The organism is Streptomyces sp. AM 2-1-1 (assembly GCF_029167645.1).
GTDB lineage: Bacteria > Actinomycetota > Actinomycetes > Streptomycetales > Streptomycetaceae > Streptomyces.
This window is the reverse complement of record NZ_CP119147.1, coordinates 4,618,572-4,642,715: the sequence shown is the minus strand read 5'-3', so window position 1 is coordinate 4,642,715 and position 24,144 is coordinate 4,618,572. Positions and strand designations below refer to the sequence as shown.

At 70.2% G+C, this 24,144-nt stretch carries 14 protein-coding genes and 1 pseudogene; 7 read left to right on the top strand and 8 right to left on the bottom strand.

All coding sequences use genetic code 11. From position 1 onward, the window contains the following. Positions 1-9: 9 nt before the first annotated feature. From PZB77_RS20320 to PZB77_RS20310, 3 genes are read right to left on the bottom strand one after another with little or no spacing between them, the layout of a single operon-like run. Entirely contained in the window at positions 10-912 is a 903-nt protein-coding gene (locus PZB77_RS20320; RefSeq protein WP_275494038.1) for a DUF6339 family protein, read from the bottom strand. Next, a complete protein-coding gene (locus PZB77_RS20315; RefSeq protein WP_275494037.1) occupies positions 909-1,901 on the bottom strand; it encodes a hypothetical protein in 993 nt (330 codons plus the stop codon). The genes PZB77_RS20320 and PZB77_RS20315 overlap by 4 nt, the downstream gene beginning before the upstream one ends. Continuing rightward, positions 1,898-4,009: a helix-turn-helix transcriptional regulator gene (locus tag PZB77_RS20310; protein ID WP_275494036.1), complete on the bottom strand. Its 2,112-nt coding sequence runs from the start codon at positions 4,007-4,009 to the stop codon at positions 1,898-1,900. The genes PZB77_RS20315 and PZB77_RS20310 overlap by 4 nt, the downstream gene beginning before the upstream one ends. 1,064 nt (positions 4,010-5,073) lie before the next feature. Between PZB77_RS20310 and PZB77_RS20305 the strand changes: the two genes are divergently transcribed. From PZB77_RS20305 to PZB77_RS20285, 5 genes are all read left to right on the top strand, one after another. Continuing rightward, a complete protein-coding gene (locus PZB77_RS20305) occupies positions 5,074-9,843 on the top strand; it encodes a DEAD/DEAH box helicase (RefSeq protein ID WP_275494035.1) in 4,770 nt (1,589 codons plus the stop codon). Then, the gene (locus PZB77_RS20300) at positions 9,840-11,753 is read left to right on the top strand and encodes a UvrD-helicase domain-containing protein (RefSeq protein ID WP_275494034.1); all 1,914 of its coding nucleotides are present in this window, start codon (positions 9,840-9,842) and stop codon (positions 11,751-11,753) included. Before PZB77_RS20305 ends, PZB77_RS20300 begins: the two co-directional genes overlap by 4 nt. Next, positions 11,750-14,977, top strand: a complete 3,228-nt coding sequence (locus tag PZB77_RS20295) for a helicase-related protein (RefSeq protein WP_275494033.1) — start codon at positions 11,750-11,752, stop codon at positions 14,975-14,977. Before PZB77_RS20300 ends, PZB77_RS20295 begins: the two co-directional genes overlap by 4 nt. Further along, entirely contained in the window at positions 14,974-16,791 is a 1,818-nt protein-coding gene (locus tag PZB77_RS20290) for a DUF1998 domain-containing protein (RefSeq protein WP_275494032.1), read from the top strand. The genes PZB77_RS20295 and PZB77_RS20290 overlap by 4 nt, the downstream gene beginning before the upstream one ends. 498 nt (positions 16,792-17,289) lie before the next feature. After that, positions 17,290-17,721, top strand: a complete 432-nt coding sequence (locus PZB77_RS20285) for a peptidoglycan-binding domain-containing protein (RefSeq protein WP_275494031.1) — start codon at positions 17,290-17,292, stop codon at positions 17,719-17,721. On the opposite strand, the gene PZB77_RS20280 is transcribed toward PZB77_RS20285, so the two are convergent. Next, positions 17,700-18,104, bottom strand: coding sequence for a hypothetical protein (locus PZB77_RS20280; RefSeq protein ID WP_275494030.1), 405 nt, complete (start codon positions 18,102-18,104; stop codon positions 17,700-17,702). The genes PZB77_RS20285 and PZB77_RS20280 overlap by 22 nt on opposite strands. Positions 18,105-18,214: 110 nt before the next feature. Between PZB77_RS20280 and PZB77_RS20275 the strand changes: the two genes are divergently transcribed. Next, positions 18,215-18,517, top strand: coding sequence for a hypothetical protein (locus tag PZB77_RS20275; RefSeq protein WP_275494029.1), 303 nt, complete (start codon positions 18,215-18,217; stop codon positions 18,515-18,517). A 189-nt stretch (positions 18,518-18,706) separates the two neighbouring features. Here the strand turns inward: PZB77_RS20275 and PZB77_RS20270 are convergent, their stop codons facing one another. Further along, complete coding sequence (locus tag PZB77_RS20270) at positions 18,707-20,038, bottom strand: DUF445 domain-containing protein (protein WP_275494028.1); 1,332 nt, start codon at positions 20,036-20,038, stop codon at positions 18,707-18,709. Between the two features lie 521 nt (positions 20,039-20,559). On the opposite strand from PZB77_RS20270, the gene PZB77_RS20265 reads away from it, so the two are divergent. After that, positions 20,560-21,738 carry an SGNH/GDSL hydrolase family protein gene (locus PZB77_RS20265; protein WP_275496143.1) on the top strand — a complete coding sequence of 393 codons (1,179 nt, stop codon included), beginning with the start codon at positions 20,560-20,562 and terminating at the stop codon, positions 21,736-21,738. Between the two features lie 135 nt (positions 21,739-21,873). Here PZB77_RS20265 and PZB77_RS20260 read toward each other — a convergent pair. The 3 genes and pseudogenes from PZB77_RS20260 to PZB77_RS20250 all read right to left on the bottom strand — a co-directional run. Next, positions 21,874-22,059, bottom strand: a pseudogene (locus tag PZB77_RS20260) (DUF1707 domain-containing protein); the annotation flags it as partial. 121 nt (positions 22,060-22,180) lie between these two features. Further along, a complete protein-coding gene (locus PZB77_RS20255) occupies positions 22,181-23,293 on the bottom strand; it encodes an ATP-binding cassette domain-containing protein (protein WP_275496142.1) in 1,113 nt (370 codons plus the stop codon). Positions 23,294-23,313: 20 nt separating this feature from the next. Then, complete coding sequence (locus PZB77_RS20250) at positions 23,314-24,117, bottom strand: ABC transporter permease (RefSeq protein ID WP_275496141.1); 804 nt, start codon at positions 24,115-24,117, stop codon at positions 23,314-23,316. Positions 24,118-24,144 lie beyond the last annotated feature (27 nt).

The following is a 24,144-nucleotide window of genomic DNA, read 5'->3' as shown; positions in this document are numbered from 1 at the left end:
CCGAGGGTCTCAGCCCTCGGCATCGGTCGTGCCTTCGCTCGTCTCCCTTCCTCGGACGGGTGCGAAGGCGAACAGTTCCGCGAAGTGATCGGCAAGCACTTCCACGGCCGCGTCGGGGGACTTCTCCTCGTTCGGACCGTCCGGCAACGCCCTGCGGGGCACCGCGGGCGCGCCTTCCGCCTCATCGATCCATTCCGCCAGGGGTCGACCGTCCCGCGCCGTGTCCGGAGCTATGACGTCGTACATCAGCGTCGCGGCGGACGCGTTGATCACCTGCGCCACGGCGTTGATCTCTCGTCCCGTCTTCACCGTCCCCCGCCGGATCAAACGCAGCAGTGCCTGCGCTGTTGGTCTGTGATCGATCACGTCGAGTCGCAGAGCGCTGTTGAGTACGTCCTGGTGGGAGCAGGCCGTTTCCACCGGCGCGTAGTCCGGACCGTCCCTGAAGAGTTCTGCGGCCCACCACAAGCGGGCGAACGCCTGTGTGTACAACGGTCCGCAGAATCGGGCAGCGGCAACCGCCGACACCCTGCCTTCCTGGGACTCGGGAAGGTGTCGCCAAACCACGTAGTCCGGAGCGACACCGAGGGCCAAGTAGTTCCAGAACCTGCGATCGGCGGCCTCTCGGCGGGTCAGCCTCAGAGTCGCGTGGAGCCGGGGGGCGAGCCAGGCATCCGCGGCCGTCGGCTTCCCGCCTCCAAATTTGTGCAGAGCGTCGTCCACGAGGTCCCGCACCGGAGTCAACTCGCCCCTGGCACCGTCCGCGTGGGTCAACGGCTCGGTGGCTTCGTTCAGCGCTATCGCCGGGATGCTCTCCTTGCCGGTGAGCACGCCTTCGGTGAGGTACGCGGCAGCGTTGAGGTCGGAGAGCAGCGCCAACCGTTCCGGCAGGTGGTTCGGCTTGTCGGTCATGCGTCGACCCCCCGGTCGAGTCGGTTCAATCCCTGGACGGTGGCGGTCAATGCCTTGGGCACTTCGGCCCGCCGCGAAGCCGCGTAATGGATGCGCGGCTGGAGGTCCGTCCACCCCGCAGTGCCGACTCTGCGCCGGTGGACCTCGCTCAAGGCGTCCTCCGCCGGCCTGCCGGGTACGACGTCCTGCAACATCTCGCGGAGTACCTCGCCCCGCCAGTCGAGCGGGAAAAGAGGAGTTCCGTCCTCCTCCACCTCCAGGTCACCGACGGCCGCGTGGAACACCGCTGTCCACACGTCCGTACACATCTGCGCGATCAGGAGCTCCCGGACCAGTCCTTCGGGCCCTGATGCCTCACCGTGGACGAGCTCGGAAATCCCTTCGAAGTCGGCGTTCAGACGGACGACCGGCAGATCCCCCGAGGTGTCGACTGCCCACGGCATGTCCTTGAACGGTCGTAGCCATTCCGGTCCCTCGGCGAAACCGACCTCGGTGAAGTCGAGTCGTCGGTCGCGCAGGGGCGCATCGGACTTCACGTCCACGACCCAGTCCTTGTCGGTCGACGCGACGACGCGCCCTGCGACGCCACCCACCGTGGCCACTACGTGGGCGGTCATGGAGGCCCGGTCCACGTGATCGGCCCGCCACAGCTCGATTCGTCCGCCCCACAGCCGGCCGTCCTCGGACTCGCGCGTCAGGCTGCTGGTGAGCCGTGTGTTGGTCGCTCCCTCGGTCAGGACGACGACGACCGACACGTCGGACCAGGGAGCGTCGTCCTCGGTCGCTCTGCCCGGGACCGAAACGGTCAGGGCGAGTCGGGCCCGCTCCCAGTCGTCGCGGTCGAGCCCACCGAGAGCCACCACCTTGTCGGTGACCGAAAACGCGCTGGTGTCGAGGCGCTCACGGACTTCGCCGGGTCCTGACAGCTCGACGCCCTTCACTCTCAGATCGACGACGCCGGTGACACGCTCGTACGGATAGGCCCTCATGCCTGATCCCCCTTGCCCGACTTGAGATCCACGATCAAGCCGGTGTACGCGGCCCGCACGGTGTGGGTCGACGCGTCGGTCGTCCCGCGAAACACCGCACTCCGCGCACCCTGCGTGAAGTGAAGTGCGCCCCCGACCACTTCACAGTTCTTCACCCCTACCAACTCGGCCCAGCGCACCACCGGCCGGCCGCCCGAGCGGACGTCCAGTTTGGCCACGGGCGTCAGACGCCACGAGTCGCCCCCGTCGGGAATCCTCACTTCACCCACGACGCTCCAAGCCTCCCCCACCACGGTCGCCTGCAGATCGTCCAGCGTCGGCAGGGCACGCTTCACCGGAGGTCTGGCCACCTTCTTGGCACCCAGCGAAAGCTTTTTCCGCAGCTTCTCCGACCCGCCGGCCCCCTTCTTCCTGGGCGCGGCCATGAGGTCGCGGACCGCCTTGTTCGTCTCCGTGGTGAGCTTCGCGATGCGGTTGACGGCGGACGGCGAGTACATCGTGCGCAATTCTTCCGTCTGGCCCCACTTGTTGTGCTCGGGAGGTTCCGAGGTACGCAGGAACGTCTCGGCCTCGTCGGCGAAAGGAGCATCCGCACCCGCCGCCATTCCCACGAGCAGCACCGCTTGGAAGGGGTTGGTCCCCACCGGCAGGCCGTAGACGCTGCTCGTCTGCACAGTCATCCGGTTGCCGCGCATCTTCACCACGGTGTTGAACTTCCCGTCGGCGTCCTCCGCGTCGGTCACCAGCAACACGGCCTTGTGCTCCCCCCCGCCGGTGCCTGCCGCTCCCGCCGGGACCTTGAGCGTCACGGTCTTCATCGCCACCTGACCGGCTTCGGTGTGCCGTTCAACCGTCTTACCGTCGAGGAACGCCCGGAGCGCACGGGTTCGCGACGGTTGGGTGACCGTGGGGTCCACCCGCTGTTCCTCGAGGATCTCCTCCCCATTGCGCAGGGTGCGGACGGAAGCTTCCAGCAAAGGCGGCCGAGATCCACCGGTGGTCATGGCCGCCCAGAAATTCCGCCCCAGAGCGTCGACCAAACGTCTGTGCATGCGCTGCACGCTGTCGTCGTCTCCCTCGCCGTCGCTCTCCTCCACCAGGCTCTCCACGTCGTAAGCGCCCACGATCAGGAACGACGTGCCCGGCTCGGCACTCTCGCGGGTGAGATGGAGGCGCTCGACGGTCTCCTCGTCGGCCCACCACGATCGTGCGACGTCCGCCGACTTCGAGTCCGGGTCCGGGCGACCGAACCAGGCCGGGCCGGCCCAGGGCTCACCGTTCACCTCACGCCAAGGCAGGTCGAGTCGGCCGACGAGTCGTCGCTCGGTGCGGCCCTCGTGGGGTTCGGACAGCGTCGAGTTCATGAGCACCAGGCCGAGTCGACTCGTCGCCCAGAGCGTCGCCTTTCCGAGCCCGTAGGAACCCCCCGCACCGGCGGTCGACTTGTGGCTGTCGAGTTGGCGGCGTACGACGGCGGCGAACCGCCCGTCGGCGTAGTCGTCCCCGGTGAGCCCGGACGCGTTGTAGTCGTCGACGCGCAGAAGGACCAGGCGGTCCCGATCGCGCATGTCCCGCAACCCCGCAGCGATGACCCTGCCGACCTTCTGGTCCTGCCCCGCTGCGGCCACATAGTGCGGAAGGAGGTCGTTCCAGCGGATCTCGTCACGGAAGCGGGCGAGGGTTTCGCCCGTCAGCTCGTGCAGCGTGTAGCGGACGCGGACGGGCTGGTTCTCGTCGAGCCGTTCGTCGAGGCTGTTCTGCGTGGCCTCACGGGCGAGCACCTCCACGTCCGCCTCGAAGGCGAAGGCGGCGGCGTTGCCGAAGTCCCGTCCCCCGTCGGCGTATCCGGGTCGGTGACTCCAGGAGACGGGCAGGCCGGCCAGCGTATCGGTGGTGCGGGTATGGATGGTGCCGAGGTCCGTTTCGAGCGCCTCCGCGATCCTGACGATGGTGTCCTCACGAGGCGTCGCCCGTCCGGTGATCCAGGCGGAGACCGCCGCCCTCGTCATGCCGATCTCCTGGGCCAGGTCCGCCTGGCTCATGTTCGACTGCTTGAGCTGTCGCGCGAGCCAGGGCCCGAAGTCCATGCCGCTGTCCACCGTCACCATCCCTCGACCACCCCACGGTTCATGGGCTCAATCCTACGCCCCCTTTGACACGCACCATCGGGTGACAATGGAATTTGACACACGCCTCAGAATTTTGGAAACCCTTCTCGAGTGATTTGAAAATGTGTACAGGAAGATCACCACTGGGTATAAATTCCGCCGGAACAACCCCTCGTGAGTCGCTTGACCGCAGAAGTCCGAATTGCCTGGCGGCCCGGACTGTCATCCCGACCGAAAATCCATAGGGAAATCCTGGAACGGTCTCTTCCCAGAAGACCTTGCCCTCCGGTAGCGTTGCCTGGGGATGGCCTCACCGATCGGCCACCACCACTCCCTTTCAGGGGTCTATTCGCTGTGCCCGGATGCCAAAAGCACGCCCGGTTACACGAATTCGCGGGGCTACGCATAGTCATTGCGGCCGCACGCATAAATGTGCTTGGCTTGCACCGAAGCCATCCCGGCTTCGCCCGTAGAAAACTTACGGCCTGTTCTCCCGAGCCGAATTTCCATTTCCTTTCCGCGATTCCGCTCATCTGCACGTGCGCCTCCTTCCAACTCCAGCTCTACTCTGATGAGAGGACACACTGCGGTATGAACAATAGCGATGACAGCACCTCCGAGCCCTCCGACGACTTCCGCCTCTCCGACCTGTGCGATTCCGTCGAAGACGAGTTCCTCGACGCTGTCTGTCAGGCGGTCGTAGCCGCCCTGCGGGGGCGCGGAGGGACCACCGAGCGGACCAACGACTCCCCTGAGGAGGCCTCTCCCGCCACGAGCCGCTCCAGCGCTAGCCGGAGCCGCCTCCGGGCTGCCCGCCGGAAGGCAGTCCGTCGCCCGGGAGCCGGTTCGCACCCCCGGAACCGCTCGGACGTTGCTCGGGACGTCCCTTCCCAGCGCCCCCGCCACACTTATCTCATCGTCTTCTTGCCCCTCCCGCCCGACTGAGTCGCACGCCCCCTTCGGCCCGTCCCCACCGCCGATGACACACCTCGCAGTGCCGGCCGGCCGCCCCACGCGGCCGGCCCGCTCCTCCGCACACATACACGGTCATGAATGGGAAAAACATGAACCACATCGGTGGCAAGGACAGTTCGGGCGATTCGCCCGTCATTCGGAAGATCGTCGACCAGTCCGCACGCGTGCTCGAAACGTATCGGGTGGACCCCGGCCTCATCCAAGAACACGCCAACGGCGAGCGCCGCATCACGCAAGGCGGCTACGGCGACCGCCAGTTGTTCGAACTCGTGCAGAACGCGGCCGACGAGATCGCATCGGCGCCGGGCGGAAAGGTGCAAGCCGTACTCACGGCGACGCACCTGTACTGCGCGAACGAGGGAGCGCCCGTCACCCCGGAGGGGGCCGAGACCATCCTGCGGATGAGCGTGTCGAAGAAGCGCGGTGGCCAGATCGGCAGGTTCGGCGTCGGCGTGAAGTCGGTCCTCGCTGTCACCGACACCCCCCAGTTCTTCAGCACGTCGGGCTCGTTCGGCTTCGACCGTTCGTGGTCCTACGACGCGATCAAGGACGCACGCGGTGGTGTGCCCGAAGAGGACTTCGAAGCCCCCGTCCTGCGGATGGCTCGACCCTTGGACGCCGACACCGAGCGGCTGGCGGACGGCATCCTGGACGAGTTGATGGAGTGGGCCACCACCGTGGTCCGCCTCCCGCTGTTGCCGGGCGCCGCCGAACAGCTCGCCCACGACATGCACGTCTCGGGCACCAAGGGCGACGTCCAGCGGGAGTTCCCGGCACGGTTCCAGCTCTTCTCGCACCACGTGGGCACAGTGGTCCTGGAGGACAGGCGGAGCCGGCCCACCGTCCGTCGGGAGATCACCGTCGACCACGACGGTTTCCTCCACACCGTCAACGAGTCCCGGACCGGAAAGCCCGACAGCCGCACCTCCTGGAAGGTCTTCACCCACGCCCACCGCCCCACGGAACAGGCCCGCTCCAGCGCCGGTGAGCTGCACGACCGAGGCACCGTCGACATCTCCTGGGCCGTGCCCGAGTACTCCGGGGAGACCGTGCTGACGACGCCCCGGGGCCGGGGCGAGTTCTGGTCGTTCTTCCCGACGAAGTACCCGATGACGCTGAGCGGTGCCCTGAACGGCGCGTGGAAGACGAACGAGGACCGGCAGAACCTCCTGGACTCCAGCCCGTTCAACCGCGAGATCATCCAGGTCGCCGCCCGTCTCGTGGTCGACTCCCTCCCCCATCTGGCGCCGGCCAAGGACCCGGGCGCGTACCTGCCGCTGCTCCCGGGCCGCACGAAGGAGTCGGAGACGCTCAACTGGGCGGACCGGTACCTGACCGAGTGCATCTGGGCACTGGCGGCGCAGCTTCCCTCTCTTCCGGACCAGGACGGTGTCTTGCGGGCCCCTCGCGACATCAACATCCACCCCGCGCCGGAGAGGAAGGTTCCTCTGAGGATGGAGTGGCTCCGGATGTGGAGCTCCTACCCCGGGCGCCCCTCGAACTGGGTCCACGCGTCCGTCGAGGCGGGCGAGTTCCGCCCGGGCAAGGTCGCCCACATCCTCGACGAGGCGAAGCGATCTCGCGCGACGGTGCGGGAGTGGTTGGAAGCCCTCGTCACCGACGGGACGGTCGAGGCGTCGGCTGCGGCCATCCGGATTCTCGCCGAAATGATCCGTTCCTCCTCACCTTTCGCCGAGGAAGCCCGCTCCGCGCGGATCGTGCTGACCGAGGAGAGCGGGATGGTGGCTCCCGGCCCCAAGATCTTCCGCCGGACCGTCCAGGACGGTCTGAGGGACACGACGACGTACGTCGACCGCCGACTCTCCGAGGACGAGTCCTTGGTGAGCGATCTGGTGACCCTCGGCATCCAGGAGGCCAACGCCGAGGGCAGGTTCATCAGCGTGCTGGAGCACGGAAACCTCGACGCCTACGGTCCGCAGGACTGGACCCACTTCTGGGAGTTGCTCCACGGCGCGGGTGCGCAGGGGCAGGCGCTCCGGATCCGCCGGCAGGTACGCGAGCCGAAGGACACCCTGTTCGTCCGCACCACGGACGGACGCTTCCACCGGATGCGCGACTGTCTGCTGCCGGGCCCGGTGGTTCCCGCCGACGGCAGCCGGGACAAGTCGATCGCGGTCGACCTCACATTCCACTCGGACGACACGGGGCTCCTTCGTGACCTCGGTCTTCGTGACCGGCCCTCGTCCGGGCACCGCCCCACGGACGAGGGATGGTTCGAGGAGTACCGCGCTGCGGTGCATCAGAAGTACTGCAAGGCACTGAGCAGTAGCGCTTCCCGCCCCGCTCTCAACCGGCTCAAGGTGGAGGGATCTCCCATCGGCGGCCCCCTGCATCTGTTGGAAGCGCTGTCGGACGAAGGCAGGGCTGCGTTCGTGCGAGCCATGCCCGACGACGCGGTCGTAGACTCCTGGACCCTGCAGATCGGCGTCCAGAGTTCCACCCGGAAGCAGACGCCGTCGCCGCTGCGTTGGATGCTTCGCAAGCACGGGCGCGTATCCACCTCCCAGGGGGTGCTCCCCCTGTCCCGCGCCGTGGGACCGCAGCTCCGGGCGTACGCGGACGTCCTGCCGGTCGCCGACATCAGCCCGGAGAAGGCCCGCAAGCTGGGCCTTCCGACCACGACCGAGCAGGTGCCGGCGGACCAGTGGAGCCACCTCCTGGAGGAACTCGCCCGGAGCGACGACGATGCGTTCGTCGGCAAGACGTACGTCCTGTTGACCCGCCTCGAAGTGGACTTCCCGGAAGGCCAGCTCACCCGCTGCCGCGTCGGATCCGAGTGGTCCGCGCGGGAGGACGGCGAGATCGCGGTGGCGGGCACCGACGCCGAGTACCGCGCGCTGCGCGCCGAGAGGGTACCCGCCCTGTTCGCCGGCAGCCCCGAGAGCGCCGCGCTCCTGATCAAGACCTGGGGGATGCTCCCGTACGCCGACGTGATCAGCAAGGAGACCCGGCACGTCGCCGCAGGGGAAGCGCTCCCCCTGCAGGAAGAGTTCCCCACGCTCCGACTTCGTCTGGGTCCTGTCGTCAACAATCACACGGTCCTGCGTTGTTCGGAGTTGGAGGAGCTGGTCCGCACCCCGTTGGGGACCAAGGCCACCCCGCTCACGAGCGCTCTGCGGGGGACGACGGTCCTCGTCCTCGAACCGGCGGACCGGCTCACGACACTCGTCGCCGTGGATCGCGAACTCCGTTGGGGTCTGGGCGAGTCCGGTTGCAAGGCGGTGCTGGCGGCGCAGGAGCGCCAGGAGGAGGACCAGCAGGTGCAGACCGCCCTGCGACGTGTCCGTGAAGCGACGAGCGTGGAGGAGAAGTTGGAGCTTCTCATCGGCGCGACCGCTCTCAGGGAGGGCCTTCCGTCGGGGCTCATGGAGAGCGAGCAGGCCGAGTCCGGCGACGCCGACCCTTCCCCGAGGCGCATCGCGCGGATGGCGTACAACGCGCACGGTGACGGCGTGCTCCAGACGCATGTGAAGGATCTCCAGGCGGCCTACCCGAACCAGGCCCCGTCCGGGTTCACCGGTTCCTCCACCGCCGTGAAGTTCGTCGCGGAGTTCGGCTTCCCGGACACCTTCGCGGGCGCCAGGTCCCCGTCGCTGGAGCCACGCATCGATGTCCCGGGACCCTCCGAGTTCCCACGCCTCCACGACTATCAGGAGCGCCTGGCGACGAAGGTCTTCACCATGCTGGACCGGTTCACCCCACAGCGCGGGATGCTGTCGTTGCCGACAGGAGCGGGGAAGACCCGGGTGGCGGCGGAGGCGGTCATTCGTTGGGTCAAGCAGGTGGGAGATCTCGACGGTCCGATCCTGTGGATCGCCCAGACCGAGGAGCTGTGCGAGCAAGCCGTGCAGAGTTGGAGCTTCGTCTGGTCGAAGGTCGGTGCCGAGACTCCGCTGACGATCAGCCGACTCTGGTCGTCCAACGAAGCGGGTCCGGTCAAGGACCGCCCTCACCTGGTCGTGGCGACCGACGTCAAGCTCCGTAACTGTCTGGGCGCCGAGGGCTACGCCTGGCTGCGGAAGTCGGCTCTCGTCATCGTCGACGAAGCGCACGTGGCCATCTCCCCGCAGTACACGGAAATTCTCACCCACCTCGGTCTGACGTCCCGCGAGACCCGCTGCCACCTGCTCGGGCTGACCGCGACGCCTTTCCGCAACACCAACGACGAGGAGACGAAGCGGCTGGTTCAGCGCTTCGGCGCCCACCGTCTCGACGACGGGATCTTCTCCCCGGACGACCCGTACGAGGCCCTCCAGGGTCTCGGCATGTTGGCGAACGTCGACCACGAGGAGCTGACCGGCGGAACGATCGAGTTGACCCACGCGGAGAAGGAGCAGGCGGAACAGATGAGCCTGCTCTCGAAGGCCGCGGAGCAGCGTCTCGCCGACGACCAGGACCGCAACACCCGGATCCTCGACAAGATCGAGGAGATGCCCGACGACTGGCCGGTGTTGGTGTTCGCCACCTCCGTGGCGCACGCCAAGGTTCTCGCCGCCAAGCTCAAGGACCGCGGAATCCGAGCAGCCTCGGTGGACTCCGCGACCCCGAAGTCCGAGCGCAGGAAGATCATCACCGACTTCCGACAGGGCCGAATCCGTGTCCTCACCAACTACGGCGTCCTCACCCAGGGATTCGATGCCCCGGCCACCCGTGCTGTTGTCGTGGCACGCCCCACCTACAGCCCGAACATCTACCAGCAGATGATCGGCCGCGGCCTGCGTGGACCCCGGAACGGGGGTAAGGACACCTGCCTGATCCTCAACGTCCGGGACAACATCAGCAACTACGGCAAGGCTCTCGCCTTCACGCAGTTCGAGCACCTGTGGAGTGCGAAGTGAGCGACGCGTACGTCGACAGTCCGCCCTTGAGCGAGGAACAGCAGGCGGTCGTGGACCAGCCCTGGGACACCCGGCTCCTGGTCACCGCGGGCGCGGGCGCCGGCAAGACGCACACGCTGGTACGCCGGCTCGACGCATTGACCGGGCACGCGGGCGACGCTCTCGAAGCCCGGGAGATCCTGGTGCTCAGCTTCTCCCGGGCGGCGGTGCGGGAGCTGCGCGAGCGCATCGCCCGTCAGGCGCGTTCCGCCCGCCGGGTCCGCGTCCAGACCTTCGACTCATGGGCGTTCGCGGTACTGCGCGCCGAACAGCCCGATCGCGACTGGAGCGCTCTGCGTTTCGACGCACGCATCCGGGAGGCCACGGAAGCCGTCCTGCGCGGAGCGATCGAGGAGAGCGAGCAGGGGCCGCCCAGCCATGTGGTCATCGACGAGGTCCAAGACCTGGTCGGTGAGCGCCGGGACATGGTGGAGACGTTGCTCGACCGCTTCCAGGACAGCTGCGGCTTCACCGTGGTCGGGGACGGGGCCCAGGCCATCTACGGCTTCCAGGTGGAGGACGCGGACGCCCGCGCGGCGGAAACCAATTACTTCTTCGACTGGCTGCGCGCGTCCTACCCCGACGACCTGGTGGAGCTGCACCTCTCCGACAACTTCCGGACCCGTACGGACGAGGCTCGCACCGCGCTCGCGCTGGGGCCCGTGCTCCGACGCCTGCCTTCGGAGTCGGAACTGTCGGACGCCGCCGGACAGGAAGCCCACCGGCAGTTGGTCGATCTCCTCCGCTCCTGCCCGAGCTTCGGCCCGCTGGACGACCCCTTCACCCTGGGGTCCCTGCGCAGCTTCCCGGGGACCTGCGCGATTCTCTGCCGGGACAACAGGCAGTCCCTGGTCCTGTCCGACACCTTGCACGCGCTGGGGGTGCCGCATCGCACGCGGCGGTCCCTCCAGGAGTACCCGGTCCCCCCGTGGGTCGCGGACCTGCTTCGGCGCGTCGGCTCCACCACGCTGACGGAGGAGCGTTTCGAGGAGCTGCTGGAGGACAGCCCTGTCGCTCCCGGAGGGGACCGGGAGCGCGTGTGGCGGTCCCTGAGGAGCGTGGCACGTGCGCCCCGGGGGGCGCTGGACGTGCGGGCGCTCCGCGGTGCGGTCGCCGAGGGGCGCTTCCCCGACGACCTCGCCGCGGTCGAAGCCGCTCGTCTGGTGGTGTCGACCGTGCACCGCGCCAAGGGATCGGAGTTCGACCGGGTCCTCGTGGTCGAACCCCCGTCCCTGGCAGAGCTGCGCAAGCAGCACGAGCGGATCGACCCGGCGGCGGAGGCGCGTGCGCTCTACGTCGCCATGACCCGTCCCCGGGACGACCTGTTCCGGCTCGCGGCTCCCGAGACGGCACTCGTACGGCGGGACAGGCGGACGGACCGTTGGTACCTCGGCGGCTGGAAGAGCCACGTACGCAAGGGCATCGCGGCGTCCGGCGGCGACATTTGCCGCCTGCATCCTCCGGGTACGGACGGGTTCACGGAGGATGCCGGTGCTGTGCAGGACCACCTCCTGTCGTCCGTCCGGACGGGCGACGCCGTGACCCTCCGCCTCCAGCACGGGCTGCCGCTCGCGCCGAACCAGAGCCCGCCGTACACCGTCTTCCACGACGACCGGCCGGTGGCGGTCGTCTCCGAACGGTTCCGCGAGGACCTGTACAGCAACTTGAAGATCAACAACACCTGGGACGTGAAATGGCCGGCGGAGATCGTGGGTTTTCACGTCGACTGCCTGGAGAGTGTCGCCGGCAGTTCGGCCTCCGGCGCGCGGGCCGGTCTCGGTGACCAGGGCATGTGGACCGTGCCACGCCTGACCGGACTCGGACGCTACCGCTGGGCCCCAGCATCGACGCAGGAGGAACTCGGACGATGACCGACCGAACGGGCGGGCACGCCGCCCACTACCGGGTGCGCGACGGACTCGTCGCACAGCTCCGCAGGGACCTCCTCGGTCCGGGGTCCCCCGACGAGGTACTCACGCAGGACCCGCCCATGACGACGTACCCGATCGGGGTTCTCTTTCCGCGACCGTCCGGCCCCGCCGCCGCGAAGGCGCTGGAGGGTGATGCCGCGGAGAACGACGGGCTGGACGACACCCCCGTCGTCCGACGCGGCAAGGACGTCGAGGACGGCGTCCCGGAGGCGTCCGCACCGCTCGTCGGCGACCGACGCCCGGCGTCGATGGGGATCACCTTCGCCGTCGACCCCACCGTGTCCCCGACCGTCGTCGTGCGCGTCGAAGCTGCGGCGTACGACCCGGTCGACGCGGAAGGGCGCCCCATCGCGCCGATACGCGCCGAGGCCCGCACGGTCGCGGAGCAGCGGGAGCAGTGGCGCCGCCGGGAGCTCGATCTCGCGCCGGTGACGGTGGACGTGTCCGACGCCCGCCGGCACCGCCCCGCGCCGCTGTCCGAGGGACTCCGGTTGGAAGTCCTCGTGCGTCCGCTCTCCGCGTCCGGCACCTCGACGGTCACCGTCACGCTGATCAACACGCGGCGGATCGGGGAGCGGGAATTGCAGGACGCATTCTGCTTCTACCAGCCGCGCCTGACTGTCACGACCCCGACCGGCGCCCCCGCCTTCGTGGAACGACCGGCGGTGCACCGCGCCGACGACCCGGACGTGGCCTCCAGCAGGCTCCTGTACCGGCACGCGCCCACCTTCGCCGTGGGCCACGGCTGCGCGGCGGACTGGGACTGGACTCCGCCCCCGATCGGAGCGCCCCACACCGGACCGGCCGCCATCAGCACGGTGCGCACCGAGTTCGTCCCCGTGCACGAGGTGCTGCTGACGGACTCGAACCCGGAGATCGACAGAGCCCACGGCGCCGCGCTCACCATGCACGGGTTGGCTACCCGCCCCGGGACCGAGGTGCTGGCCACCCTCAACGACCTGATGGCCGACTACGCGGCCTGGATCGAGCGCAAGGAGGGGGAGGCCGAGGCTTTCCGCGGCACAGCGCACGCCGCCCCCGCGCGGGAACAGCTCGAAGCGTGCCGGACGGCTCTCGGCCGAATGCGCCGCGGCATCCGGGTTCTCGGCACGGACGCCGACGCCATGCGTGCCTTCCGGCTCGCCAACCGGGCGATGGCGCAGCAGCGGGCCCGAGGAGAGTGGGTGAAGAACGGACGGGCCGCATCTCCCGACGAGACCGCCGGGCGGTGGCGCCCCTTCCAGATCTCCTTCATGCTGCTCTGTCTCGAGGGGGTCGTGGACCGCCACCACCCCGACCGCGAGATCGCCGACCTGCTCTGGTTCCCCACCGGCGGTGGCAAGACGGAGGCGTACCTCGGTCTCATCGCGTTCACCGCCTTCCTCCGCCGCATGCGTCACGCGGAACTGGGCGGCGGAGTGACCGTACTCATGCGGTACACCCTTCGCCTCCTCACCCTGCAGCAGTTCGAGCGTGCTGCCGCGCTCATCTGTGCCATGGAGCGTATCCGGATCGAGGACGGTGCCCTGGGCACCGAACCCTTCTCCATCGGCATGTGGGTGGGCCAGTCCGCCACCCCCAACACGTTGGCGGGTGCGGAGGAGAGTCTGCGCGAGCTGCGCAAGGAGAAGGACCTCCAGGAGAAGAACCCCGTCCAGCTCCACGCCTGCCCCTGGTGCGGCACCCGCCTCGACGCCCATCAGTACGAGGTCGACGAGCCGGCCAAACGCATGCACGTCCGCTGCCCGGACGCCACGTGCGACTTCCGCGACGGGCTGCCCGTCCACCTGGTCGACGAGTCCGTCTACGACGCCCGCCCCACCCTGGTGATCGCCACGGTCGACAAGTTCGCGGCCATGCCCTGGCGGGAAGCGACCGCCGCACTGTTCAACCGTGACCGCTCGGACGGCACCCCGCCGCCCGAGCTGATCGTGCAGGACGAACTCCACCTGATCTCAGGGCCATTGGGGACGCTCACCGGTCTGTACGAGACCGCTGTGGACGTTCTGTCCGACCATCCCAAGGTCATCGCCTCCACCGCCACCATCCGCCGCGCGTCCGAGCAGGGAAGGAAACTCTTCGACCGCGAGGTGGCACAGTTCCCCCCTGCCGGAATCGACGCCCGCGATTCCTGGTTCGCCGTGGAAACCCCGGCCGAGGAGAAGGCGAGCCGCCAGTACGTCGGTCTCCTCACTCCCAGCACGAGCCAGGCCACCCTCCTCATCCGTACGTACGCCGCACTGCTCCACCATGCGGCCCGAGCGGACACCTCGGAAAAAGTACGGGACGCCTACTGGACGCTCGTCGGCTACTTCAACAGCCTGCGCCTCTTGGCCGCTGCCGAACTGCAGGTCCACGACGACGTCGAAGCCCATCTGGGCTACTTGGCCGACCGTGACGGGTGCGAACAGCGCCGGGTGACGGAGCAGACGGAACTGACCAGCCGCGCCAACTCCAGCGAGGTGCCCAAGCGTCTCAAGCAGGTGGAGCTCACGTTGCCGCACCCGGAGACCGTGGACGTCCTGCTCGCGACGAACATGATCTCCGTCGGCGTCGACGTGGACCGCTTGGGCCTCATGGCCGTCATGGGGCAACCGCAGACGACGGCCGAGTACATCCAGGCGACCAGTCGGGTCGGTCGGCGCCATCCGGGTCTCGTCGCCGTCATGCTCAACTCGTCCCGTTCCAGGGACCGCTCGCACTACGAGTCGTTCCAGCACTTCCACTCCGCCCTGTACCGCGAGGTCGAGTCGACCAGCGTGACACCGTTCTCCTCGCGCGCGCGCGAACGAGGGCTGCATGCCGTCGTGGTCGCGCTCGCCCGCCTGTTGATCCCCGCCGCCCGTCCGAACGAGGCGGCCGGTCGGATCTCGGAGTTCCGGAAGAAGTTGGAGGAGAAGGTGTCGTCTCCCCTGCTGAATCGCGTCCGTTCCGTCGCTCCCGAGGAGTACGAGGCGACGGAAGCCGCCCTCAACGAGTTCCTCGACCTGTGGGAGGAAGACGCGAACAAGCTGGGGGGACTGCTGTACGAGCCCAAACGCGGCAGCAAGCTCCCCTCCCTGCTGCAATCTTTCGACGACACCCGTGACGACGCCTGGCGCACGCTGTGGAGCCTGCGGGACGTGGATGCCGAGTCAGGACTGTTCATGGAGGCCACCCGATGACACCCCCGCCCCGTCGCCGCCGCTCCGCCGGCGCCCCCGAGCGCAGTTATCCCCGCCGCGGGTCGGTCCGGCGCGCACAGATGATCACTACGTACGGCGTCGGTTCGCTGGTCGCCGTGGACAACGAGTCCTTCATCGTGAGCGGCATCGACTCCTGGAACGTCTCCGAAGCCCCCGTCATCCGCGAGCAGCGCCTGGAGAGAGTGCTGGGCGTGAAGTCCTTCAGGCTGCCGCCCGCCTCCGACGACACCAGCAAGGACGGCGTTCACGTCCGGCGTTTCCCGCTGTGGCATTCGTGCCCGACCTGCCACGCGCTGCAGCCGGTGTCCCGCTTCAACTCTCCTCCCGGTAAGAACGAGTGCGGCGACTGCGACGAGGAGCTGGTTCCCTCCCGCTTCGTGATGGCCTGCGCCCACGGCCACCTCGACGATTTCCCGTACTGGAAGTGGGCCCACCGCGGCAACGGCTCCGCCGCCGGTCCGTGCGGCGGGGAGATGCGCCTGCGCAGCACCGGCAAGACCGCGTCGCTCCGTTCGATACTCGTCTCCTGCTCGTGCGGCGTTCCGGAGGTGTCGATGGAGGGGGCGTTCCGATCCGCGGCGCTCGCCGATCTCAAGGTGCTGTGCCGGGGGAAGCGACCTTGGTTGGGCAACGCACCGGAGGAGTCCTGCTCGGAACGCCCCCGCACTCTCCAGCGTGGTTCGTCCGTCGTCTGGCAGCCGATCGTCAGGACGGCGCTGTCGATCCCGCCGCACAGCTCGGGCCAGGCGGCGAGGCTGGAGCCGCACTGGGACGATCTCCGGACGCTCGACGACGACGACATGAAGCTCTATCTGCGGGTGCTCGGCATGCAGGTGAAGTACGAGTTCTCCGTCGAGACGGTGCGCGCCCTCCTCGCCGCCGAGAACCGGGAAGACGATCCCGAACAGGGGCAGGACAACGCGTTCCACGAGCTGCGCAGACAGGAGTACAAGACGCTGATAGTGGGGCAGCCCGAGAGCGGGACCGACCACGAGGAGCAGTTCGTCTGCGAGCCTCCGCGGTCCTCCGCCGCCGTCCTGGAACCGTACGGTGTGGTCGGGCCGATGCTGGTGAAACGGCTCCGCGAGGTCCGGGTCCTCAAGGCCTTCTCCCGGGTCGACACGCCCGAGACGAACGCGGACGTCCACGAGGCCGATCTGTCACTCGCCCCGACCGACTGGCTGCCCGCCATGGAGGTGCAGGGGGAGGGCGTCTTCCTCCGTCTGGACGAGCGACGGGTCGACGACTGGGCGCGGAACGTCGCGGTCGCCGCGCGCGCCGACCGCCTGCGTGCGAACCACCTCCGTCTGATGCGGGAACGCGCGAAGGACCCCGAGTCCGTCCCCGATTCCCCGGCGTCTCCCCGCATGGTGCTGCTGCACACGCTGGCCCACGTGCTGATCACTGAGTGGAGTCTGGACGGCGGATATCCGGCAGCATCCTTGCGCGAGCGGCTGTACGTCGACGACTCGATGGCCGGTCTGCTGATCTCGACCGCGACGAGCGACTCCGCCGGAAGTCTCGGCGGCCTGGTCGCCCAGGGAGACCCGGCCAGACTGGCCGCGACTCTCCGTTCGGCGCTGATACGCGCCCAGTGGTGTTCGGCGGACCCGCTCTGCGTGGAGTCCGAGGGCGGCGGCGTGGGCGGTATCAACCTCGCGGCGTGCCACGCCTGCGTCCTCCTGCCCGAAACCAGCTGCGAACACTACAACGGGCTTCTGGACAGGGCTCTTCTGATCGGCACACCCGAGGATCCGACCGTGGGCTTCTTCGCCTCCTCGATAGAGGTGTGACCCTCGGTGGCCGGGGACGTGTCTCCCCTGCCACCGCGACCCCTGGCGGCTCAGCACCGGCGGCGGGTGGGCGCGACGGCACGCCGAACGGCCCCGGCCCCGGCGGACCGCAGCCGTCGAGGGCCGGCTGACGGGCGTCGAAGGGGCCTGGAGCCGACCCTACGGGTCGGTGTCGGCGTCGTCGCCCCGTGGAGGAACCTCTCCCTGCTCCCACAAGCGGAATCCGGCCGGGTGACCTCCTCGGGTGTTGCCCGCTCTCCTGCCCAGGTTCCGGCGCCCGGCCCGGGTGCGGCGCGATCCGTGACGCCCTCGCGCCCCCCGTGCCCCACCGCACGCTCTGCCCACCGCGCCCACCTGTGCTTATGTTTATGGACGCACCGCGGACCGCCCGGGTCTCCGTACGGACATCCGGGTCCGGATCCGCGGGGCGTGCTCTGCCGGGCCGGTCCGTGGCCGGTCCGGCTGGGTCCGTCGCACCCCCGAACCGGAGGTTCCGGCATGACCGTCTCCCGTACCGCGTCCTCGTCCGTCCCGTCCGCGTTGAAGCGCCGCGTCGTCGCCCTCGCGGGAGCCGCCGCCCTGACGCTGGGCGCCTTCGCCGTCGCCCCCGGGGCCGCTGCCGCTCCCGACGCCGCTGCTCCGTCCGTCGCCGCCGTGCCGGGCGGGTGCGCGTACACCTCCTCCTCGAACCGGCCGGTGCTCCGGTCCGGCAGTTCGGGGGCGGCGGTGAAGCAGGCGCAGTGTCTGAGCAACGTGTGGGGAGGGGTGCCGAAGCTCGCGGTGGACGGGAAGTTCGGGACGAAGACCCAGACCAAGATCAAGTGGATCCAGGGGTGCCACGGGCTGGTGAGGGACGGCGTGGTCGGCACGCTGACCTGGCAGGCGCTGTACCACCCGGTACCCGACTGCTACGACCCGTACCCGTCCTGATCACGGCCCTGTGCCGCTTCCGGGCCCTGGTCCGGGGAGATCCCCGCGTCCCCCGTGACCAGGGCCTGGAGCGCCGGGGCGTAGAGGTCAGCGAGCTGTTCCGGGGTGGCGCGGGAGCCTTCCCCCTGGGGGTGCGGGCTCAGGGCGGCGCCGAGGCCGAGGGGCTGGCCCGCGACGAGTTCGGCGCGCAGCGGGCCGTCGGGGCCGGGCGGCCGGGCGGCCGGCCGTTCGGTGACCTGCTCGTGGAACCGGTGACGCAGCAGGACGCGTTCGTCCCGGTTGCCGAGGGCGAAGACCACCCGCAGGAAGGGGTCCGAGCCGTACGCCCGGGGGCGGCGTACGAGGATGCACCCTCCTGTCCGCAGGCTGCGTGGTTCGGGCACGTATCCGCGCGCTAGCCTCGGAATTCCGGGGGACGCGGCACGCGTCCGGGCAGCCCGGACGGACCCGTTGCGGGCCGGGTGACGACAACACGAAAGCGGAGGTGCCTGCCATGGCGAAGATTCCGGCAGCGGCAGTGGCGGCGAGCGGACTCGTCGGTGGATACGGGGCGGCCCGGTGGACCGGAAAGCGGCCGCTGGGCGGTGCCGCGCTCGCCGCCGCCGGGGCGGTGGCCGCGTACGAGTGGAACCGGACGGCCGGGCCCCGCGCCGCCGCCGGGCTGACCACCGCGTACGTCGCCGCCTTCGCCGGGTCCCACGTGCTCGCCAAGAAGCTCGGCGCCTGGCCCGCCGTCTTCACCGTCGCGGGCACGGTCGCCGCCGCCTCCTGGCTGGTCACCCGCCGCGCGGCCTGACCACCCGGCGCGGGAACGGGAGCGACCGGCACGGCCGAGGCCGGAGCCGCCGGCCGAGGCGGGCGCGGCCGGAGCCGCCGGCCGAGGCGGCGGCCGGAGCCGCCGGGCGGCCGGACGCACGCCCGGACCGACGGCGCGCCGACGGCCCCCCAGCGGCCGCCCGCCGGGGGCCGCCGGGGGCCGTCCGGGTCAGCCCCCCAGCGCCTGCGACACCGTGTAGATCGCGAGTCCGGCCAGCGCGCCCACCACCGTGCCGTTGATCCGGATGAACTGGAGGTCGCGGCCGATGTGGGCCTCGATCTTCTTCGAGGTCTGGTCTGCGTCCCAGCCGGCGACGGTGTCGCTGATCAGCGAGGTGATCTCGGTGCGGTAGGTGGTGACCACGTAGACCGCCGCATCCTCCAGCCAGCCCTCCAGCTTGGCCTGGAGTCGCTCGTCCGAGGCGAGGCGGGCGCCCAGGGACATCAGCGAGGCGCGTGCGCGCAGCCGGAGTTCGCTCTGCTCGTCCTCGGCAGCCGTCATGATCATCGTGCGGAGCGAGGACCAGGCGGAGGCGATCACGTCCTGCACCTCGCGGCGCCCCAGGATGTCGGACTTCAGGCGCTCCACGCGGCCCCGGGTGTCCGGATCCGTCTGGAGGTCGGACGCGAAGTCCGTCAGGAACGAGTCGATGGAGCCGCGCGCCGGGTGGCCCGGCATGTCCCGCATCTCCGTGACGAAGCGCAGCAACTCCTTGTAGACACGCTCCCCCACCCGCTTGTCGACAAACTTCGGTGTCCAGCCGGGCGCCCCGCCCTGCACCGCGTCCATCACCGCGTCACCGTGCAGGACCAGCCAGTCGTGCGCGCGGACGCAGACCAGGTCCACGACCTTGCGGTGACCGCCGTCGGCCACCACCTTCTCCAGCATCTTCCCGAGTCCGGGGCCGACCTCCACCGAGTTGGCCCGGCGGGTGATCGCCTCACCGACGATGGCCTGCACGTCGGCGTCCCGCAGTACGGTCAGCGCCCCGCGCAGCGCCGTCGACAGTTCGGCGGTGACCCGGTCGGCGTGTTCCGGCTCCGCGAGCCAGGCGCCGACCCGTCCTCCGATGCCCAGGGCGTGGATCCGGCCGCGCACCACGTCCGCGGAGAGGAAGTTCTCGCCCACGAAGGAACCGAGCGACTCCCCCAGTTGGTCCTTCTTCGTGGGGATGATCGCCGTGTGCGGGATGGGCAGGCCGAGCGGCCAGCGGAAGAGGGCCGTCACGGCGAACCAGTCGGCGAGCGCGCCCACCATGCCCGCCTCGGCGGCCGCGGCGACGTAGCCGGGCCAGCCGTCCACGCCCCGGTTCTCCGCGAAGGTGGCGAGCACGTACACGAGCGCGACCAGCAGCAGCAGTCCGGTGGCGGTGGTCTTCATCCGCCGCACCCCGCGCCGCTTCTCCTCGTCGGCGGCGGTGTACGCGAACGCGGCCAGGGGAGCGGGGGCCCGGCCGGGCCCGTGCGGACCCCCCGCCGGAGCGCCCGCGCCCTCCCTCACGCCCGCCGGGGCTTCCGTACGCCCGGCATGATCGGGGTCTCTGCCGTGTTCCGGCCCTCTGCCCGCGCCCGGTTCATTACCATCCACCGCGTCCCGCCTCCCTTTCCCGCCGTGTTCCGTGCCGCCGTACGCCCGGTCCGGTCCGACCCGCGCGATCCGTTCGCGTACACGTCTTCCCCGGTCGTACGCATTGTCCCCACTGTCCTACTCCCGGATCGTCCTCCCGGTTCCCGGCGCCCCGGCGCGCACCCGCGCGCGGACGGGGTAGGGAGGACCGGGGGGGAGCTCACCGGAGCACCACCGGGCGCCGATCGCCCGCCCCGCCGACCGTACGAGTACCGAGCACCGACCGCATGATCACCGACCGCACGACCGCACGAGGAGTCGCACCGCACATGTCCAGGGTCGTCCGTAATGACCAGGCCGGATCGGCCCCTGAACCGAACCCGGGCCCCGGCGGGTCCACCCGGGGCCCCGGGGCGCCCTCCCGGCGCCGCAGGCGCGCCCTGCTCGTCGCTCTCGTGGCCGGTACCGCCGTACTCGCCACGGCGCTCGCCGTCGGGACCGCGCGACTGACCGGCCCCCGCGACACCGGTCCGCGGGCGGCCGGCGAGCATCCGGCCGGCCGCGAGGCAGCCGCGGCGCGCGGTCTCTGGGTCGCGACCTGGGCCGGGGCACCGGTGCACGCCGCTCCGGTGGCGACGCACGACCTGGCCGGCACGACGGTACGCAACTCGGTGCACAGCAGCACCGGCGGAACGGCCGCGCGCATCACGCTCTCGAACCTCTTCGGCACCGGCCCGCTCGTCGTGGACCGGGCCCGGGTGAACGGGCGCCCGGTGACCTTCGGTGGGGCGGGCAGGGTCACCGTCCCGGCGGGCGACCAGGTGGTGAGCGACACCGTGCGGACGGGGATCGTGGCCGACGCGGATCTGGTCGTGGAGTTCCGTACGCCCCTGGCGGGCGGGCAGGTCACCCAGCACCCGGCGGCGCTGGAGACCTCCTACCTCGTGGATGCCCGCACCGTCCGGCCCGTCGACGAGTGGCGCTACCTGACGGCCGTCGACGTCTACAGCACCACCGCCGCGGGCACGGTCGTCACGTTCGGCGACTCGCTGACGGCGGGCAGCGGCTCCACCCCCGGCGCCAACCGGCGGTGGCCGGACTACCTCTCCGACCGGCTGAAAGGCCGCTGGGGCGTCGCCAACCAGGGCATCCCGGGAAATCGTCTGCTGACGGACGGCCGGGGCGGCGTCGCCGCCACCACCCGCTTCGACCGCGACGTCCTCGGCGTCTCCGGCGCGCGTACGGTGATCGTCGCGATCGGTATCAACGACGTACTGAACGACGCGGAGAGGACGGAGGCGGCACACGTCGTGGCCGGACTGCGCCGTCTCACCGCACGTGCCCATGCCCGGGGGCTGCGGGTGGTCGGGGTGACGCTGACCCCCTTCCAGGGGCGCTGGAGCTACTCACCGTCCCGGAACGCCGTGCGCGAGGAGATCAACGAGCAGATCCGGGCCGGCCGGGTGTTCGACGCGTACGTGGACTTCGACGCGGTGGTCCGCGATCCCGCCGCGCCGGAGCGCATCCGGGCGGACTACGACTGCGGCGACCACCTGCACTTCAACGACGCGGGCTACCGGGCCCTCGCCCACAGCATCCCGCCCGGCGTCCTCACCGGCGGCTCGCAGAGCTAGGCACAGCTGGGCAGGGCGGGGCAAGGCAGGTCCGGGCGAGGCCGGGCCGGGGTTGGCAGGTCCGGGCGAGGCAGGCGGGGTGGGGCAGGTCCGGGCCGGTCAGCGGACGTCCCGGTCTCCGCGCGGGGGCACCCCCGGAGCCGGAAGGTCGCGGACGAGCGGGGCCAGCTCCCCGTGGGTGCGCGCCGCGTAGGCCGCATCGAGCCGTTGCTCGAACTCCGGCATGGCGAGGCGTCCTTCGGCCACGGCGTCCCGCAACACCTCGGCCACTCGCTCGCGTTCGGCGTCCGAGGCGCGCATGTCGGGGAGTTCGCTCGTCATGGCGCACACCCTATGCACCGGGCGCACCGCCGGAACAGCCTTCCAGCCGCCTCCCGGGGTCCTCCGCCACCGCCCGGATGCGCCGTACGCCGTATGCCGTACGGCGTATCCGGGCCCGTCCTCACGCCCCGGGGTGGTGCCCCGCCGCGTACATCCGGGCGATCACGTCCTCGATGTCGGGCTCCCGCACCGAGAGGTCCTTCAGCGGGTACTCCGCCGCGATCCGGGCCACCAGGGGCGCGACGGAGGCGTCCCCGGGAAGCGCCAGCCACTGACGCGGCCCCTCCACCCGCACGACGCGGGCCCGCAGCGGCCCCCGGGACTCCACGGCGATCGGCGGGAGTTCGCGCTCCAGGTCCACCACCAGGGTGCGTTCGCCGCCGCCCTCCCCGTGCAGCCCTGCGAGCGCGCCGTCATACATCAGCCGGCCGTGGTCGATCACCATCACCCGGTCGCACAACTCCTCGATGTCGGTGAGGTCGTGCGTCGTGAGCAGCACCGTGGTGGAACGCTCCTCGTTGAGGTCCTTGAGGAACTGCCGCACCTTCACCTTGGAGATGATGTCGAGCCCGATCGTGGGCTCGTCGAGGTACAGCACCTCCGGGTCGTGCAGCAGCGCCGCCGCGATGTCGCCGCGCATCCGCTGCCCGAGCGAGAGCTGCCGGACCGGCGAGTCCAGCAGGTCACCCAGGTCCAGGAGTTCGACGCAGCGGTCCAGGTTCTCGCGGTACCGCGCGTCCGGGATCCGGTACATGCGGTGCATCAGCCGGTACGAGTCCTTCAGCGGCAGGTCCCACCAGAGCGTGGTCCGCTGCCCGAACACCACCCCGATGCGGTGCGCCAGCCGGGTGCGCTCCCGTGACGGGTCGACGCCCGCGACCCGCAGCCGGCCGCCGCTCGGGGTGAGGATCCCGGTCAGCATCTTGATCGTCGTCGACTTGCCCGCTCCGTTGGGACCGATGTAGCCGACCATCTCGCCGCGCGCGACCCGGAAGTCGATGCCGTCCACCGCGCGCACCTCGCTCCGCTCCCGTCGCAGGAAACCCGCTTTGCGGCGCACCTGGAAGACTTTTTCCAACCCCTCCACCTCGATGAAGGCGGGATCGCCGGCCACCCGGCCCCCCGGCGCCGCACTCCTCGCGCCCGGACCCGTTCCGCCGCCCGCACCCGTGACCCCGCCCGTACCCGTGTCCCGCTCCACGCCCGTCCCCATCCCCGTACCGCCCGTCCCCATCCCCGTACCGCCCGTCCTCGTCAACTTCCCGTGCTCCGGTACGCCCGCAGCCCCGTGCGCCACGCCAGACCCGCCACCAGCCAGCACCCGGCCGCCACCACCGGCGGCAGGAACGCCGCCCACGGGGGCAGCGCCACCGGGTACGCGCGCCCCAGCACGTACAACGCCGGGAGCCAGCTCACGAAGGCGAGCGGGACGACGAAGGTCACCCCGCACACCAGCTCCCGGGCGAAGACCGACGGCGGGTACTGCAACAGCGTCTGGCCGCCGTACGTGAACGAGCTCTGCACCTCCGCCGCGTCCAGCGCGAAGAACTGGAGCGCCGAACCGCCGACGTACACCGCGCCGAAGATCGCACCGCCGCTGAGCACCGCGAGCGGGACCAGCAGCACCTTCAGCGGCGTCCAGTCGATGTCCAGCACCACCAGGGCGTACCCCAGGACCAGCAGTCCCTGGGTGATCCGGCCCACCCGGCGCAGTGCGAACCGGTCCGCCGCCACCTGCACCAGCACCGGCACCGGACGCACCAGCAAGGTGTCGAGCGTGCCGTCCCGCACGCGTTTCCCGATGCGGTCCATCGACCCCATCACCAGATCGGCCAGCCCGAAGGCGGTCGCCGCCATCCCGTACAGCAGGGCGATCTCCGGCAGGGAGTAGCCGCCGAGCGCGTCGACGTGCCCGAACATCAGCATGATCGTGACGAAGTCGAGGACGGTCGCGAGGAAGTTGCCGAGCGTGGTCAGGGCGAACGAGAGCCGGTAGGTCATCGTCGAGCGGATCCACATCCCCGCGATGAGCCGGTAGGCGCGCACCCCGTCGACCAGCGGCGACCGGGGGAAACGAGCCGGCCG

What these genes read in the sequence shown, in the direction of transcription:
- PZB77_RS20320 (WP_275494038.1), bottom strand. Translation starts at nt 912, where the DNA reads ATGACCGACAAGCCGAACCACCTGCCGGAACGGTTGGCGCTGCTCTCC.
- PZB77_RS20315 (WP_275494037.1), bottom strand. Translation starts at nt 1,901, where the DNA reads ATGAGGGCCTATCCGTACGAGCGTGTCACCGGCGTCGTCGATCTGAGA.
- PZB77_RS20310 (WP_275494036.1), bottom strand. Translation starts at nt 4,009, where the DNA reads ATGGTGACGGTGGACAGCGGCATGGACTTCGGGCCCTGGCTCGCGCGA.
- PZB77_RS20305 (WP_275494035.1), top strand. Translation starts at nt 5,074, where the DNA reads ATGAACCACATCGGTGGCAAGGACAGTTCGGGCGATTCGCCCGTCATT.
- PZB77_RS20295 (WP_275494033.1), top strand. Translation starts at nt 11,750, where the DNA reads ATGACCGACCGAACGGGCGGGCACGCCGCCCACTACCGGGTGCGCGAC.
- PZB77_RS20290 (WP_275494032.1), top strand. Translation starts at nt 14,974, where the DNA reads ATGACACCCCCGCCCCGTCGCCGCCGCTCCGCCGGCGCCCCCGAGCGC.
- PZB77_RS20285 (WP_275494031.1), top strand. Translation starts at nt 17,290, where the DNA reads ATGACCGTCTCCCGTACCGCGTCCTCGTCCGTCCCGTCCGCGTTGAAG.
- PZB77_RS20275 (WP_275494029.1), top strand. Translation starts at nt 18,215, where the DNA reads ATGGCGAAGATTCCGGCAGCGGCAGTGGCGGCGAGCGGACTCGTCGGT.
- PZB77_RS20255 (WP_275496142.1), bottom strand. Translation starts at nt 23,293, where the DNA reads ATGGGGACGGGCGGTACGGGGATGGGGACGGGCGTGGAGCGGGACACG.